Source organism: Amycolatopsis sp. CFH S0740, assembly GCF_004522315.1.
In the GTDB taxonomy this organism is placed as follows: Bacteria; Actinomycetota; Actinomycetes; order Mycobacteriales; family Pseudonocardiaceae; genus Amycolatopsis; species Amycolatopsis nivea.
This window is the reverse complement of the sequence record NZ_SDLS01000035.1, coordinates 17,213-33,704: the sequence shown is the minus strand read 5'-3', so window position 1 is coordinate 33,704 and position 16,492 is coordinate 17,213. Positions and strand designations below refer to the sequence as shown.

12 protein-coding genes are annotated in these 16,492 nt (G+C 71.6%); 3 read left to right on the top strand and 9 right to left on the bottom strand.

The window, feature by feature from the left end:
- The first annotated feature begins 1 nt into the window (after position 1).
- Both EIZ45_RS38760 and EIZ45_RS38755 read left to right on the top strand, forming a co-directional pair.
- Complete coding sequence (locus EIZ45_RS38760) at positions 2-583, top strand: GNAT family N-acetyltransferase (RefSeq protein WP_134669142.1); 582 nt, start codon at positions 2-4, stop codon at positions 581-583.
- A gap of 646 nt (positions 584-1,229) precedes the next feature.
- A complete protein-coding gene (locus tag EIZ45_RS38755) occupies positions 1,230-2,255 on the top strand; it encodes a quinone-dependent dihydroorotate dehydrogenase (RefSeq protein ID WP_134669140.1) in 1,026 nt (341 codons plus the stop codon).
- Positions 2,256-2,321: 66 nt separating this feature from the next.
- Here the strand turns inward: EIZ45_RS38755 and EIZ45_RS38750 are convergent, their stop codons facing one another.
- The 9 genes from EIZ45_RS38750 to EIZ45_RS38710 form a co-directional block, all read right to left on the bottom strand.
- Positions 2,322-3,629 carry a hypothetical protein gene (locus EIZ45_RS38750; RefSeq protein ID WP_134736103.1) on the bottom strand — a complete coding sequence of 436 codons (1,308 nt, stop codon included), beginning with the start codon at positions 3,627-3,629 and terminating at the stop codon, positions 2,322-2,324.
- Between the two features lie 387 nt (positions 3,630-4,016).
- A complete protein-coding gene (locus tag EIZ45_RS38745) occupies positions 4,017-5,000 on the bottom strand; it encodes a hypothetical protein (protein ID WP_037812475.1) in 984 nt (327 codons plus the stop codon).
- Between the two features lie 38 nt (positions 5,001-5,038).
- On the bottom strand, positions 5,039-5,887 hold the full coding sequence (locus tag EIZ45_RS38740) for a PspA/IM30 family protein (protein ID WP_037812477.1): 849 nt from the start codon (positions 5,885-5,887) through the stop codon (positions 5,039-5,041).
- 253 nt (positions 5,888-6,140) lie between these two features.
- Entirely contained in the window at positions 6,141-6,590 is a 450-nt protein-coding gene (locus EIZ45_RS38735) for a helix-turn-helix domain-containing protein (RefSeq protein ID WP_037812480.1), read from the bottom strand.
- Between the two features lie 100 nt (positions 6,591-6,690).
- Entirely contained in the window at positions 6,691-7,155 is a 465-nt protein-coding gene (locus tag EIZ45_RS38730) for a CinA family protein (protein WP_037812482.1), read from the bottom strand.
- Positions 7,155-7,802 (bottom strand): CDP-diacylglycerol--glycerol-3-phosphate 3-phosphatidyltransferase, encoded by a 648-nt coding sequence (gene pgsA, locus EIZ45_RS38725; protein WP_037812484.1) that lies wholly within the window; start codon positions 7,800-7,802, stop codon positions 7,155-7,157. Before pgsA ends, EIZ45_RS38730 begins: the two co-directional genes overlap by 1 nt.
- On the bottom strand, positions 7,799-9,247 hold the full coding sequence (gene rimO / locus EIZ45_RS38720; RefSeq protein WP_037812800.1) for a 30S ribosomal protein S12 methylthiotransferase RimO: 1,449 nt from the start codon (positions 9,245-9,247) through the stop codon (positions 7,799-7,801). The genes pgsA and rimO overlap by 4 nt, the downstream gene beginning before the upstream one ends.
- Positions 9,248-9,437: 190 nt before the next feature.
- Positions 9,438-13,646: an AAA family ATPase gene (locus tag EIZ45_RS38715; protein ID WP_134669138.1), complete on the bottom strand. Its 4,209-nt coding sequence runs from the start codon at positions 13,644-13,646 to the stop codon at positions 9,438-9,440.
- A gap of 119 nt (positions 13,647-13,765) precedes the next feature.
- A complete protein-coding gene (locus EIZ45_RS38710) occupies positions 13,766-15,814 on the bottom strand; it encodes an acyltransferase family protein (RefSeq protein ID WP_134669135.1) in 2,049 nt (682 codons plus the stop codon).
- Between the two features lie 156 nt (positions 15,815-15,970).
- Between EIZ45_RS38710 and EIZ45_RS38705 the strand changes: the two genes are divergently transcribed.
- The gene (locus EIZ45_RS38705; RefSeq protein WP_037812807.1) at positions 15,971-16,489 is read left to right on the top strand and encodes an amino-acid N-acetyltransferase; all 519 of its coding nucleotides are present in this window, start codon (positions 15,971-15,973) and stop codon (positions 16,487-16,489) included.
- Positions 16,490-16,492: the final 3 nt, after the last annotated feature.

The following is a 16,492-nucleotide window of genomic DNA, read 5'->3' as shown; positions in this document are numbered from 1 at the left end:
GATGCTCAGGCCGGACTATCCGATCAGCACCGAACGCCTGCTCCTCCGCCCGTTCCGGGACGACGATCTCGATGCCCTGAACTCGTTCCAGTCCCGCGCGGACGTCGTCCGCTACCTGTACTGGGGACCGCGCAGCCGCGCGGAATCCGCCGCCGCGCTGGCGAAGCGCGTGCACAGCGCGACGCTGTCGGAGGAAGGCCAGTTCCTCGCCGTCGCCGTGGAACTCGCCGAAACCGGGCAGCTCATCGGCGACCTCAACCTCGAATACCTCAGCGCCGAACACCGCCAGGGCGAGATCGGCTTCGTCTTCCACCCCGACCACCACGGAAAAGGCCTGGCCCTGGAAGCAACGCGCGAGGTCCTGCGCCTCGGCTTCGAAGACCTGGGCCTGCACCGCATCATCGGCCGCTGCGACGGCCGCAACACCGCGTCGGCGACCTTGATGGAACGGCTGGGCATGCGCCAGGAAGCACGCCTGCGGGAAAACGAGATCGTCAAGGGCGAATGGACCGACGAGCTGGTCTACGCCATGTTGGAAGACGAGTGGAAAGCCGGCGCCGCGAGGATCGCACCAGTGCCATGAGGGGAACCCTCATTGACTCTGATTCCCTCAGGGTTCCCCTCACGACCAGCCTCCGGTCGTGAGGGGCCCCTTCACGGACCATCCTCGCCGCAGCCCCGCCAGCGATGCGCCCCAATGCGGCGTTGGGTGCGTCAGACGCACCGAACGCCACATTGGGTGCAGCGCATGCACCCAATGCCACATTGGGGATCTTTCATCCTGGTTTGCGCTGATCAGGATGGCGGACGAGCACGAGCAATGCCCGGAGCCGGATGGTGGCGCGGCGCAGGTTGAGCCGCAACTCGCCAAAGATTCGCCAGCTCTCGAGAGAGCCGCGAAGCCCCACTCAACGAAGCAACCCGCAGCCGATGCACCCACGAGCGAGGCACCCAGCCCCTCCCCCGCAGCCGATGCACCCACGAGCGAGGCACCCAGCCCCTCCCCCGCACCCGATACGAAGCCCTCCTGCGGTCTGGGGGTGCTTGTCAAGGCATCTTTCCCGCCTTGACAAGCACCCCCAGACCGTCAGCACAATCAAGCTTCGGGGTGCCCCACGCACCCAAGGAACGCGATGTCGCCGCCAGGCGACGAGCCGAACAGCGACCCCCACCACACCAACCCAGATCCGCCCCAGCCAGCCCACCCCCCATACGGCAGCATGGACGACGTGCTCTTCGACAGGATCGTCCGCCCAGCGATGTACCGGCTCGCCTACCACGACCCCGAGGCAGTCCACGAACGCACCGTCACCTTGCTGAGCCGAGCCGGAAAATCCCTCCGCCCGATCTCGAAGCTGTACCGCACCGCCGACCCCACCACTGTCCTCGGCCTGACCTTCCCCAACAAGATCGGCCTGGCCGCGGGCATGGACAAAAACGGCCGCGCCCTCCACGCCTGGCCCGCCCTGGGCTTCGGGTTCGTCGAAGTAGGCACAGTCACCCGCCATCCCCAGCCGGGCAACCCCAAACCCCGCCTCTACAGCCTCCCGGCCACCGACGCGGTCATCAACCGCATGGGTTTCAACAACGACGGGGCCCAAGCCCTCGCCGACCGCCTGGCCGCGGACGGAAAGCCCGCCGTCCCGCTGGGGATCAGCATCGGCAAGTCGAAGGTGACGCCGCTGGACGAGGCCGTCGAGGACTACCGCTTCTCGCTGCGCGCCCTGCACCCCTACGCGGACTACTTCGCGATCAACGTCAGCTCCCCGAACACCCCGGGTCTCCGTGCGCTGCAAGACAAAGCCGCGCTCGCCGAGCTGCTCGCCGAACTCCGCAAGACCGGCGCCGAACTGGGCGGCAACACTCCGCTGCTGGTCAAGGTCGCCCCCGACCTCACCGACGACGCGCTCGCCGAACTCCTCGAGGTCTGCCTGGAGCACGGCGTCGCCGGAATCATCGCGACCAACACGACCCTCTCCCGCGAAGGCATCGACCCCGCCGAAGCCGCGCTGGCCGCCGAAACCGGCGGGCTCTCCGGCCGCCCGCTGACCCGGCGTTCGGCCGAGGTCGTCCGCTTCGTCCACGAGAAGACCAAAGGCAAGCTGCCCATCATCGGCGTCGGCGGCATCCTCGGCCCGGACGACGCCCGCCGCATGCTCGACGCCGGGGCCAGCCTCGTGCAGCTCTACACCGGCTTCGCCCTGCACGGGCCGGGGCTCGTCCGCCGCGTCGGCCGTGGGCTCGCCGCCCGGTAGCACAGCGCCGAGCCCGAGTCCGCCCACGAAGACTCGGGCCCCCGCGCCGAAAGCGACCGCCCGGCCTCAGCCGGGGAACCGCGGTCCGCCAGTGCTGACGAACCGCAGGTACCCCCGCCAGGACGCGTACCGGTCCAGACCTTCCCCACCCGCCGCGGCCGCTGGTTCGCACAGCACCGCCAGCGGCGTGCTCCCGTCTTCCAGTTCGACCCGGCCCAGCACGAACGGCGCGGCCAAACCGGCGGCGAACCGGCCGAACGCCGCGGGAGACAACCTCCAGCGCTCGCCGTCCACGCCCGCCGAGCCGGAGACCACCCCGGGCTGCGGCGGCGTGACCCCGTCGAGCAGCACCATCCGGTAGCGCTCGGCGGTCCGGACCAGACCGCCGAACCGGGCGCCGTGCAGTTCGTCGTGCAGCGGCTGGCCGCACAGATGCGCGCCGAACACCACGACGTCGACGCTTTCGCACGGATACGGATCCGGCGACTGCTCGCCGGTCAGCACCGAAGCCAGGTCAAGCCCGATCTGGTCCTCGAACGCCCTTGTCACCACCGTGATCCCGTACGGCCGCCGGTCCCCCGGCACGGTCACCGCAGCGAGATCCAGGGCGTTCAGCGTCGCGTCCAGGACTCCGACGGTCGGCAGGAGAACCGCGTCCAGCTCCGCCAGCAGCGAGCGCGCCGCAGGGGCGTTTCCGGCCCCGTAAAGCGCGCTGACGTCCACGGGGACCAGCACCGCACCCGAAGCCTCCAGAGAGGCCGCGGCGACGTCGAACGCCCTCCTCGCGGGCAGCGGGAGGCTGGCTTCGGCGGGGATGCCGAGGCGTGGGTGCTGCCCGGCGGCGAGCCGGACGTCGGCGGGCCATTCGCGGGCCGCCGGGTCCAGACCATCGGGGCCGAGCATCGCCGCGATCGCGCGCTGGGCGGACGCGAGGCGGTGCGCGGACACCGAAACGGTCGGGCCGGGGATGAGCCCGGGCGTCGGTTTGAGGGTGAGCACGCCAGGCGGGGCGGCGATCTCGCGGGCGGCGGAATTCAGTGCCAGGTCGACGATCTCGAGTCCCACGACCGCGTTTTCCGGGTCCGCGACAGTGGTTCCGAGGACCACCGCGCCGGCGTCGGTCAGCCGCGCGAGCGCGGGCGGGCCGTCGGCGTCGGCCGCGCAGACGATTCCGGCGAGCGGCAGGTCTTCTCCGGCGTGGACGCGTTCGTCGACGGTTTTCGCCTCGACGAGCACTTCCTCCATGGTCCGCACCGAAGCCCAGAGTCCGGGGCGGTCGGCTTTCGCGAGCCGCTCGAACGCGGTGCGGACCCGCTCGTGCGAGCTGGGCGGAGGGACGGGAACAGGATCAGGTTCCGGCGGGAGCGTAGTCACGAGGGCGTCCTTTCCTCGGCGGGATCGGAGGAGTCCACTGTGTACGTCCGGCGCCGCGAACCTCAGCCCGCGACGCCGGGCCTGGCGGGTGCCAACACCGACCTCATGAGAAAAACGTTAAACCGCAGACGTTTCCGTCACCAGCAGGATCGGATTACGCGATTGTTGCGGTGTGCGGGGGAAACTCACGCACCGTCGCGGCCGGACTGTCCGGTTGCGCCGACCGGAATCCCAAACTCGGCCATCAGGACGGTGATCCCGCCCGGTCGCTGCGATTCCCGGAGTCGTCGCGAAGCAGCAGGCCCGGACCACATTCACCCCTGGATCGGGCGTTTCACAGCGGATTCCCCGGTCGCAAGTCAGCCACCTGGAGCCCACGGGCCAGGGTCAGCCGAGATCCTTCAACGCCAGCGCCAACCCGGCGAGCCGGTCCGTCGCGTCCGTCAGCGCCTCCCGCGACGTGACCATCCCGTCGCTGCTCGCGGCCACCGCGCGACCGGCCGCGGCGACCAGGCCGCCGTAGCCCTCGATGCCGTCGTCGAGTTGTTCGCGCAGCTTCGCGATCGCGGCCTGCAGCGCGGAACGTTCGCGCTCCGGCGCGGAATTGCGGCCCCGTTCGATCGCCTGGATCCGGTCGGCCAGGCCGCGCAGCGCACGGGCGGCCTCGTCGGCCGTCGCGCGGGCGTCGGCGACAGAAACCTCGGGAACCGCCGTGGTGCCCAGCGAAGTCGGGACCGACAGCTGCTTCAGGAGTTCGCGCAGCGAAGCTTCCGACTCGGCCAGCCGCTCCATCGGCTCGCGCGCGGCCGAACCGGCGGCGGGCAGCGGCGGCGGGCCGCTGGGCGCGGCGGGCAGTTCGACCTTCTTGAGCTCTCGCAGCCGCATCCCGGTGCGGACGCTGAACGTGCCGAACACCAGCGTCGCGAACCCGGAGAACACCGCCTGCCCGATCTCCGGACCGGCCACCGCCCCGCCGAGCAATCCGGTGGCGGTGAGCACGGTGAGGACCCCGAACAGGATCGTGACCAGCACCCACAGCGTCAGCACGCGCGAGGTGCGGCGGACCCGGCGCTGGTGCTTCGCGCTCGGCTCGTTCCAGCGCTGCCATTTCGCGCGGACCTCGGCCACCGCGGGCACCTGTCCGGCTACCGCGGAAAACGCGGCCGGGGCCGACGGGCGGCGCGGGGCCGGCGGCGGGGAGACCGGACCGCGCTGGGTCCGGCCGTTCTGCTGCGGCTTCCCGCCCGCCTCGTCGGCGGGCGGGAAGTACCGCTGCAGCTTTTCCTGGGCGCGCTGGGCGTAGTCGGGCAACCGCTCGATGTGCTTCTCGAGCTTCGCGTTGAACTCGCTGAAGTCCCGTCGCTTGGTCATCCGGCCCTACCCCCTGCGCGCCGCTCGTGCCCGGCCGGTCAGGCCGGGTTCTTGCCCTGTTCCGCCTGCACGCGGGCCTGGATCTCCCGCTGGATGTCGCCGGAGGCGGCGGCCGGCTTGGCCGCGCCCGCGGACGCGCCGCCGTCGGTGACCTGGGCGACCGAGTCGCCGCGCATCGACGCGCGGATCTGCTCGAGCCGCGAGTGGCCCGCCATCTGGGTGGCCGACTCCTGGACCTCCATCATGCGGCCCTGCACCGAGTTCTGCGCCAGCTCGGCCGAGCCGAGCGCGGTGGTGTAGCGCTTCTCGATCTTGTCCCGGACCTCTTCCAGCGACGGCGTGTTGCCCGGCGCGGCCAGCTGGCTCATCTGGTTCAGCGACGCGGAGACCTGCTCCTGCATCTTCGCCTGCTCCAGCTGCGAGAGCAGCTTGGTGCGCTCGGCCAGCTTCTGCTGCAGCATCGTCGCGTTGCGCTCGACGGCCTGCTTGGCCTGCGTCGCCGCCTGCAGCGACTGGTCGTGCAGCGTCTTGAGGTCTTCGATGCTCTGCTCGGCGGTGACCAGCTGCGCGGCGAAGCTCTCCGCCGCGGTCTCGAACTGGGTCGCCTTCGCCTCGTCGCCCTTGCTGCGGGCCTCGTCGGCCAGCACCAGCGCCTGGCGCGTCGAGGCCTGCAGCTTCTCGACCTCGCCGAGCTGGCGGTTGAGCTTCATCTCCAGCTGCCGCTGGTTGCCGATCACGGAGGCGGCCTGCTGCGTCAGCGCCTGGTGGTTGCGCTGCGCCTCCTCGATGGCCTGCTGGATCTGTACCTTCGGGTCGGCGTGCTCGTCGATCTTCGACGAGAACGCCGCCATCATGTACTTCCAGAACTTCACGAACGGGTTGGCCATCTCCTCCGCCTGCCTTCTTGCGTCCCACGGGCCCTGATTGCTTCGGGGCGGGGCGTCGCTCCCCTAGTCGCACAACGTACCGACCCCGGCGTTGGGTTCCATCGTGTCAGGTCGGCCTCCGCCGTTCCAGGCGACCCCGGGGGAATTCAGGGTCAGCCCTGACCGGCGGCCGGGACCGGCCCGGAGGGGAACCCCGCGCACGCCGACGGCCCCGGGGAGATCCCCGGGGCCGTGCAGCGAAACAGCGCCGGCGTTACGCCGCGATCGTGGACGCGAGCTTGGGCGCGCCGATCGTGGTCCGCAACGTCGTGTTCATCCGCGGCGCGGGCTGAAGCCGCAGGTCGGAGAGGTCGTCGCCGATCAGCTCCGACACCAGGCGGCCGCCTTCGAACCCGGCCTCGCCCCGGTCCGGAACAGTCTGGCCCGGCGCGGTCTCCACCTCTTCGACCGGCGCGACCTCGACCTTGTCGAGGGCCGACACGTCGGCGGCGACCTTGTGCAGCAGCTCGCCCAGCGGCAGCTCCAGCGCCTCGCAGATCGACGCCAGCAGCTCGCTGGAAGCTTCCTTCTGGCCGCGCTCGACCTCGGACAGGTAGCCGAGGCTCACCCGGGCGGCGCGGGAGATGTCACGCAGCGTCCGACGCTGGTTGGTGCGGGCATGACGGAGCCGATCACCGATCGCCTCGCGCAACAGCACGGTCATCACGCGCCTCCCTTCCCGAACTGGTGCCTCCTACGTTACCCAGAGCGGTACCCCGAGTGCAGGACTTGACACGTACGTACGCCAAGGGCGAACGCCGTTTTCAGTCTAATTGTTCCCCGAGCAGCGCGAACGCGGCGCGCACCGACGCGGTCCGGATCGTGTCCCGGTCACCGGTCTCGGCCAGCTCACGCACCGTGTCCACGCCGGGTCCGCTGAGCCCGACGTACACCGTTCCCGGGGCCACGCCGTCCTGCGGATCCGGCCCGGCGACGCCGGTCAGGCCGAGGCCCCAGGTCGCCCCGCAGCGCTCCCGCGCGCCCTTGGCCAGCTGCGCGGCGACGTCGGGGTGCACCGCGCCGTGCTCGGCCAGCAGCTGTTCGTCGACCCCGGCGAGCGCGGCCTTCAGCTCTGTGGCGTAGACCACCAGACCACCGCGGAGCACCGCGCTCGCGCCCGGCACCTCGGCGAGCGTGGCGCAGACGAGACCGGCCGTGAGCGACTCCGCGGCGGCCACGGTTTCCCCCCGGCGGGTGAGGGTCGCGACCAGTTCGCGCGCTTCGGTCATCACGAGCCCATCGCGCGCCGGCCGGCGGCGCGCAGGCGGATCGCGCGGATCAGGTAGTCGACGCCGGTGATCACGGTCAGCGCCACCGCGAGACCCATCAGCGCCCAGCGCACCGGGTCCGCACCGGCCGGCAGCGGCAGCAGGTAGGTCACGATCGCGATGATCTGCGCCATCGTCTTCGCCTTGCCGCCGCGGCTGGCCGGGATCACGCCGTGCCGGATCACCCAGAACCGCAGCAGGGTCACGCCGATCTCGCGCACCGCGATCACGATCGTGACCCACCAGGACAGCTCCCCCAGCGCGCTGAGCCCGACCAGGGCGGCGCCGATGAGCGCCTTGTCCGCGATCGGGTCGGCGATCTTGCCGAAGTCGGTGATGAGCCCGTAGCGGCGGGCGACCCAGCCGTCGACCTGGTCGGTGGCCGAGGCGATGGCGAACAGCCCGGTGGCGATCGCGCGCCACGTGGTGTCCTCGCCGTGGCCGGTGAACAGCGCGACCACGAACAGCGGGACCAGGACGAGCCGCGAGATGGTGAGCAGATTCGCCAGGTTCAGCGTCGGGACCGGAGTCGCCTCGGGCAGCTGAGCCCCGCCCTCCGACGCGGCGCGGGGCACGCCCTCGCCAGCCCCGCTGGGCGCGGCACTCACCGGCCGGCGTCCGGTGCCGGACGGACGACCAGGTCGACGCCGGCGGAGTCGACGACCTCGCAGCGGACGATGTCGCCCACCGAGAGCGGCTTGGTCTCTTCGTCCTCGAGGATGACGCATTCCCCGTCGACTTCAGGGGCCTGGTGCGCGGCGCGGCCGACCGCGTCGTCGCCGTCCGTGCCGTCGTGCTCGACCAGCACGTCCACGAAGGTGCCGATGCGGTCCTCGGCGCGCTGCGCGGTCAGCTCCTCGACCAGCGCCGAGATGCGCGCGACGCGCTCGGCGACCACGGCCGGGTCGAGCTTGCCCTCGAAGGTCTCGGCCTCGGTGCCGTCCTCGTCGGAGTAGCCGAACACGCCGACCGCGTCGAGCCGCGCCCCGGTGAGGAACCGCTCCAGCTCGGCCAGGTCGTCCTCGGTCTCGCCGGGGAAGCCGACGATCACGTTGGTGCGGATGCCCGCCTCGGGCGAGTACTCGCGGATCTGCTCGGTGAGTGCGAGGAACGAGTCGGTGGACCCGAACCGGCGCATCCGGCGCAGCACCTGCTCGCTGGAGTGCTGGAAGGACAGGTCGAAGTAGTCCGCGACGCCCGGCGTGGTCGCGATCGCCTGCACCAGCTGCGGCCGCGTTTCGGCGGGCTGCAGGTAGGAGACGCGGACGCGCTCGATGCCGTCGATCTCCGCGAGCCGCGGCAGCAGCAGTTCGAGCGCGCGGGTGCCGTCGCGGCCGAAGTCCTTGCCGTACGACGTGGAGTTCTCGCTGACCAGGAACAGTTCCTTCGCGCCGTTCTCGGCGAGCCAGGCGGCCTCGGCGACGATCTCGTCGGGCTGGCGGGACACGAACGACCCGCGGAACGACGGGATCGCGCAGAACGAGCAGCGCCGGTCGCAGCCCGAGGCGATCTTCAGCGCGGCGACCGGGGAATCGTCGAGCCGCGTGCGCAGGACGCGCGGGCCCCAGCCGTGCTGCGCGTGCCCGGGCACCTCGACCTCGGCGGTCGCGGCGGGCCGCTGCACCGGGCTGATCGGCAGCAGCTTGCGGCGGTCGGACGGGGTGTGCGAGGCGATCGCGCGGCCGGCGACCACGTCGTCCAGCCGCGACGAGAGGTCGGCGTAGTGGTCGAAGCCGAGCACCGCGTCGGCCTCGGGGAGGCTGTCGGCGAGTTCGGTGCCGTAGCGCTCGGCCATGCAGCCGACCGCGACGACCTTGCGTCCGGTGTCGGCGGCGGCGAGCAGCGTGTCGACCGAGTCCTTTTTGGCCGATTCGACGAACCCGCACGTGTTGACCACGACGACGTCGGAGTCCTCCGGTTCGGCGGCCAGTTCCCAGCCGCCCGCGGCCAGCCGGCCCGCCAGCTCCTCAGAATCGACCTCGTTGCGGGCACAGCCCAAGGTCACGAGGGAGACACGGCGGGCGCGAGCGGAGTCAGCGGCTGGAGAAGGCACGACGTTCAGGGTAGCCGTCGCGTCCGGACCGCCCCGAGACGGAGTCGCCCAGTGCGGTGACCCGGTCTCCTCCGGCCGGGTCTCGCCGGGGTTTGCGGTACGTGAGGGGAACCCTGAGGGAATCAGATTCCCTCAGGGTTCCCCTCACGTACCTGCGGGCGGGCCGCCCGGCGTGAGTCCCGGCGTGGGATCACTCCGCGGCGGAGACGTCCGGGACTGTCAGCAGGGTCAGCTCCGCGTCGTCCAGCGCCTCCAGGTCGACGTCCGGGCCGGCCAGCCGCATCGCCTGCGCCCGGATCGCGCGTTCGAGCAGGCCGCGGGCCGAACGGCCGTTGGCGAAACCCGTTCCGCGGTCGAGGCCGGCCATGAACCCGGGCAGCGCTTCGACGAGCCCGGGGTCGAGCCGGTAGCCCTGTTTGCCCGCCATGGCGGTGAAGATCGCGGCCAGCTGGTCGTTGTCGTAGTCGGCGAAGTGCACCGTCGCGCCGAAGCGGGACCGCAGGCCCGCGTTGGCGTCGAGGAAGCGGTCCATGTCCGCCGGGTAGCCGGCGGCGATCACGATCAGGTCCTCGCGGTGGTTCTCCATCTGCACCAGCAGTTCGGCGACCGCCTCGCTGCCGAAGTCGGTGCCGTTCGAGTAGCTCTGGACCAGGTTGTACGCCTCGTCGATGAACAGCAGCCCGCCGATCGCCCGCTCGCACACCTCGCGGGTCTTCGGCGCGGTCTGGCCGATGTACTCGCCGACCAGGTCCGGCCGCGCGACCTCGACGAGGTGCCCGGACGGCAGCACGCCGAGCTCCCGGTAGAGCTGGCCCATCAGGCGCGCGACGGTCGTCTTCGCCGTGCCCGGATTGCCGGTGAACACCAGGTGCCTGCTGCGCGCCCCGACCGGCAGCCCGGCCTTGCGGCGGCGCGCGTCCAGCCGCGTTTCCGCGACCAGCGCGCGGACCTGCTCCTTCACCCCGTCCAGGCCGATCATGCCGTCGAGTTCGGCCAGCAGGTCGTCCAGTCCGCGGCGCGGTCCGGCGTCGTCGCTGACCGCGACCCCGGCCTCGCCCGGCAGGTCCGCGGCCACCAGGACGGCCAGCTGGTCCGGCGGCGTGTCCGGGGCGGCGGCGAGCCGGCTGGACTGCCCGCTGATCGCGGCTTCCAGCAGGCCGCGCGCGGACCGGCCGTTCGCGAACCCGCGGCCGCGCGGGATGCGGCGGATCGCCTCGGGCAGCGCCGCGGCGAGGTCGGCGGACAGCTCGTAGCCCTGGCTCTTCGCCATCACGGTGAAAATCCCGGCGAGTTCCTCGTTGGTGTAGTCCGGGAACTCGATCCGGCCGGAGAACCGCGACCGCAGGCCGGGGTTGGACTCGAGGAACTCGTCCATCTGCTTGGGATAGCCCGCGACGAAGACCACCAGGTCCTCGCGGTGGTTCTCCATCTGCACCAGCAGTTCGGTGACGGCTTCCTTGCCGTAGTCGTCGTTGTCGTCGCGCACGAGGTTGTACGCCTCGTCGATGAACAGCACGCCGCCCGCGGCCCGTTCGCACACTTCGCGGGTCTTCGGCGCGGTCTGGCCGGTGAACTCGGCGACGAGATCGCCGCGGCCGACTTCGACGAGGTGCCCGGAGGGCAGCACGCCCAGCTCGCGGTAGATCTGCCCGACCAGCCGCGACACGGTCGTCTTCGCCGTGCCCGGATTGCCGGTGAACAGCAGGTGGCGGCTGCGGACGGCGACCTTCATGCCCGCTTCGCGCCGCCGCGCGTCGACGGCCATCTCGTCCACCATGGACCGCACGCGCTGCTTCACCGAGCCGAGCCCGATCATGGCGTCCAGCTCGGCCAGCAGCTCCGGCAGACTGCGCCGCGGCCCGGTGTCGTCGACCGCGCCCACCCCGGATTCGCCGGGCTGCGGGAGGTCGGCGGCGACGAGCGTGACCAGGTCCGCGCCGCCGTCGGTGGTCAACCGGGTGGACTGCTTCCCGATCGCCGCTTCCAGCAGCACGCGCGCGGACCGGCCGTTCGCGAAGCCGCGCCCGCGCGGGATCCGCCGGACCGCCTCGGGCAGCGCCGCGAGCAGGTCCGCGGACAGCTCGTAGCCCTGGCCCTTGGCCATCGCGCGGAAGATCTGCGCCAGCTCGTCGTTGGAGTAGTCCGGGAATTCGATGGACCCGGCGAACCGCGAGCGCAGGCCGGAGTTGGACTCCAGGAAGGCGTCCATCTCCTTCGGGTAGCCGGCCGCGAAGACCACCAGGTCCTCGCGGTGGTTCTCCATCTGCACCAGCAGTTCCGCGACCGCTTCCCGGCCGAAGTCGTCGTCCTTGTCGTTCACGAGGTTGTAGGCCTCGTCGAGGAACAGCACGCCGCCGACGGCCCGCTGGACCGCCGCGCGGGTCTTCAGCGACGTCTGGCCCACGTACTCGCCGACCAGGTCGGTGCGGGTCACCTCGACGACGTGGCCCTTGGGCAGCGCGCCGAGCGCCTGGTAGATCTTGCCGAGCAGCCGGGCGACGGTCGTCTTCGCCGTGCCCGGATTGCCGGTGAGCAGCAGGTGGCGGCTGCGCACGGCGACCTTCATGCCCGCTTCGCGGCGCCGCGCGTCGATCGTCATCTCCGACGTCAGCGAACGGACCCGCTCCTTGACCGCGGCGAGGCCGATCATCCCGTCCAGTTCGGCGAGCAGCTCCTCGATCGAGGACCCGCCGCGCTGGCCGGCCGCGGCGACGAGCGGCTCGATGTCCGGGTGGCCGATCTCGATCCGGGTGCCCGGCATCGCGCCCCGGCTGATCGCCTGCCGCGAGGCCGCGTCCAGCAGCGCCTCCACCGTGCGGGCGCTGGGTTCCTTGACGAGCGCGGCGAGGCGGTCGCGCACGTCGGCGGGCAGGCCGAACGAGCGCTCCCGGGCGAGGACGTCGAGCAGCGCGGCCGCTTCGGCGGGCCGGTCGAACCGCGGCAGCCGGTACTGCAGCATGTTCTGCACCAGGTCGGGGGCCTCGGCGCTGAGCTGTTCGAGGACCTTTTCAGTGCCGTCCAAGACGATCAGGCGGCAGCTGTCCTGGTCGCGCGCGTAGTTGCGGAGCAGCCGGACGGTGCCGGCGAGGTCCTTCTCGAAGAGCGCGTCGACCCGCTCGGCGAGCATGAGCGCGGAGCCGCCGTTCTCGATCTCGTTGATCGTCGTCGGCACGGAACGCTCGATCGGGTCGTCGCCGTACTCGGCGACCAGGACGGCGCAGTCGAAGAACTCGGCGTTGTCGAACCCGACTTCGGCCTCGGTCAGCGACGCCTTCAGCGCCCGGGTGAACCGGCGCTGGCCGGTGTTCGCCTCCCCGATCAGCAGGATGAACGGGTTCGGCTGCTTGGTGCCCGCGGTCATCCGGGCCGCTTCGCGCTTCTCCCATTCGGCGTAGGCCTTCTGCCACTCCTCGTAGGCCTTTTCGTAGCGGGACTGCTCCTTGCGCTGCCACATGCGGTTGCCCGCGGCGAGCAGGTCGAGCGTGACCGACCGGCTGTGCCGCGCCATGTCGCCGAGCACGTTGTTGCCGTTGCCGTCCGAACCCGGCCGTTCCGGTTCGGGCGGCGGCGGTTCGCCGGGGCCGTTCGCGGTGCCGTGCCGGGTGGCGTCCGCCCAGGCGACCACCCGGGTGGCGCGCGTGACGAACTCGGCCATCGATTCCGTCCCGGCGACGAACATCCCCGCCTGGCCGAGGCTCTCGACCCGGATCTGCGGCGGCTGAGCCGGATTCGGGGCGCTCGCGGGGACCGGCGGCACCGATCCCGGAGGACCGGCTGCGGGCAGCGGCGGAGGCCCCGCGGGCGCGGCTGGCGGCTGCGGTCCCGGAGGCGCGGCGGACGGCGGCTGCGCGGGCACTTGTCCGGACCACGGGCCGCCCTGCGGCGGCTGGTAACCGGGCGGCGGCGGGCGGTAGCCCTGCGGAGCGGGCGGCGGGCCGCCGAATCCGTTGCCTTGCGGCGGCGCGGCGGGTCCGGGATAGCCGCCGGGGCCGCCCTGCGGTCCGGGATAGCCCTGCGGCGGCCCCGCGTACCCGCCGGGATTGCCCTGCGGCGCGGCGAAACCGCCCGGGTTGCTCGGCGGACCCGGATACGGCGGCCGGGGACCTCCGTTGCCGGGACCGGCGTAGCCCGGCTGGCCGCCCGGGTACTGCTGCGGCGCGCCGTAGCCCGGCGCGGGCGTGCCGGGAGCGGGCGGCGGCACGAGACGGGCCGCGCCGCGGTAGCCGGGATCCGCGGGCGGCTGCGTGTACTGCCAGCTCCCGTCCGGCAGCCGCCGCTGCCACGCCTGGCCGGGGACGAGCAGCCATCCGACGCCGTCCGGGCCGGTCAGCGCGGCCGTCCGGCCCGCCGCCGCCTCGGACTGTGCGGCCTGGAATGCGTCCCACCCTGCGCGCGTCAAAAAGACCAGCTCCCCCTCAGGTGCCCGTGCGGCGATCCCGCCGCCGCCCCATTGTGCCCAACCCGGGACGCTCCGCGACGGCTAGCCGCCGAACTCGTCCCTTCCCGCCCCGCGCGCGGTCACCACCGCAGGGCCTGTTTGAGCTGTTTGACCGCGATCGGCGCGAGTGTCGTGTTGAAGGTCGCGGACGGATGGTTGTCGTCCATGTAGACCAGCACGTTCCCGACGACCGCGCGGCAGCGCTTCTGGTCGCAGTAGTAGTCGGTGAAGTCCAGGAAGGTCACGTTGTCCGGGACGTCCTCGACCTGCTCCCACGACGGCGTCGCGGCCACCGCGGCGGACCGCGGCACCGAGCACGACGGGTCGGCCGGGCTCTTCTGCGCGACGCAGCTGGCCATGTTGAACGTGTAGCGCGGGTTGTCGCGCACGGCCACGACCGGGATGCCCGCCTTGTCCAAAGTGGACCAGACGTCGGCGAAGCCCTTCGGCGTCGTCTCGTGCGGCCCCGGCTTTGAGTTGATGGTGCCGAGCATGATCACCGCGTCCGGGCGCGTGTCGAGCAGTTCGTCGGTGACGGCCTTGTTCCAGTCGAGGCAGGGCTGGTCGCCGGGCATCAGCTCGGAGCCGGACGAGTACGGGCACGCGCCCTTCAGCATGGTCGAGACTTCCCAGCCGTCGGAGACGATCGCGGGCCGGAAAGACGCGAGGAACTGCTGGATGTGCGAATCCCCGACCAGCACGACCCGCTTCGTCGGCGGCCCCTCCGGGAACTCCGAGCAGATCTGCAGTTCCTTGTTGCGCGGCGAGATCGAGCACTGGTCCAGCGGCGTGCGGGCCCAGTCGTCGGCCAGCTTCACCGTGGGCGGCACGATCGACGGCGACGGCGTGCCGCGGTAGACGAAGCCCGGCGCGTGCGCGACCGCGCCAGGGTGGTCCGGGTCGCCGATGGCGATCTCGTAGTTCGCCCGCGCGCTGCTCACGCCCTGCCAGACGCCGCTCGCGACGAGCACCGGGGCCAGCGCGAGCACGCCGAACCGGTAGGCGCCCCAGCGTTTCGCGGTGCCGATCTTCGACAGCCGGATCGGGTTTTCGATCAGGTGGTAGGTCAGGATCGAGAGCAGGAACGACACGCCGACCACGAACGCGCCGCCGAGCAGGCCGACCGCGACCCGGTCGCGGACGATCAGGTAGAACACCAGCACCGGCCAGTGCCACAGGTACAGCGAGAAGCTGAGGTTGCCGACGTAGCCGAGGAATTTCGAACTGAGCCAGCGGTCCGCGCCGAGCACGCTGCCGGTCTGCCCGGCGACCAGCACCAGGCCCGCCGAGACGGTCGGCCACAGCGCGATCCAGCCGGGGAACACGCTGTCGACCTCGAGCAGCACGCCGCACAGCACCAGCCCGGCGACGCCGACCCAGCCGAGCACAATGCGCAGCAGGCGCGGCAGGGTGACCTGGTCGAGGAACATCGCCATCAGGCCGCCGAGCGCGAATTCCCACACCCGGGTGAGGCCGTGGAAGTAGGCCAGCGGCTGGTCGTCGGCGGTGAGGTACACCGAGTACGCGAGCGAGGCGGCGAACAGGACGATCAGCAGCAGGTTCACCGTGCGCCGCAGCGACCAGCCGAGCCGGCGCACGAGCAGGCCGAGGCCGACGAACAGCAGCGGCCACAGCACGTAGAACTGGCCTTGGATGGACAGCGACCAGAAGTGCTGTACCAGGCTCGCGCTGTTGTGCTGGGCGAAGTAGTCCACCGAATCGGCCGCGAGCTGCCAGTTCTCGTAGAACAGCGCCGAGGCGACGACCTCGCGGATGGTCTGGAACCAGCGGTCCTGCGGCAGCAGCAGCTGGGAGACGACCACGACGGTGAGCAGCACGGTCATCGCGGCCGGGAAGAGCCGTTTGATCATCCGTGCCCAGGTGGCGCGCAGCTCGATGCGGCCGCGCAGCAGCGCCCGGTAGAGCTGCCCGGTGATGAGGAACCCGGAGACGAGGAAGAACACGTCGACGCCGCCGGAGATCCGGTCGAACCACACGTGGTAGACCACGACCAGCACCGAGGCCAGCGCCCGCACGCCCTGCAGCTCGGGCCGGAACCGCGCTTGCGCGCTCGGCCCGGCGGGAGGTTTGCCGGGCCGTTCCGGGGCAGCCACCGTGGTGCCGGACATGCAGGTTCCTCCCGGGGGCCGGCGGCGGGCCGGGCCGCCGACTACTGGTCATGTGCGTTCACTAGCTATACGTGACGGCTCGCGGCGTCACGCATCCGGGGTCCCCCGATGGAGCCGCTCGGCGCGGCCGGTCCTCGCGGTCGTTATCTTGACCAGGTGCCCGATTCCCGCTCCCCGTCCGTCCGCCGCGCGCGGATCGCCGACGTCCGCAAGATCAAGGCCCTCGTCGATTCCGACGCGGGCCGCGTGCTCCTCGAGAAAGATCTGGTCACGCTCTACGAGGCGGTGCAGGAGTTCTGGGTCGCGACCGACGAGGAGAACGGCACCGACGACGTGCTGGGCGCGGCCGCGCTGCACGTGCTGTGGGAGGACATCGGCGAACTGCGCACCGTGGTGGTCGACAAAGCGGCGCGCGGCCGCGGGATCGGCCGCGCGCTGGTCGGCAGGCTCGTCGAAGAAGCCCGCGAGCTGGGGCTCAAGCGGCTGTTCGTGCTGACGTTCGAGACGTCGTTCTTCTCCGGGCACGGCTTCGTCGAGATCGACGGCGCCCCGGTGTCGCACGAGGTGTACGAGGAGATGCGGCGGTCGCTGGACCCGGGCGTCGCGGAGTTCCTCGACCTGCCCTACGTCAAGCCGAACACCCTCGGGAACTCGCGGATGCTGCTCGAGTTCTGAGCG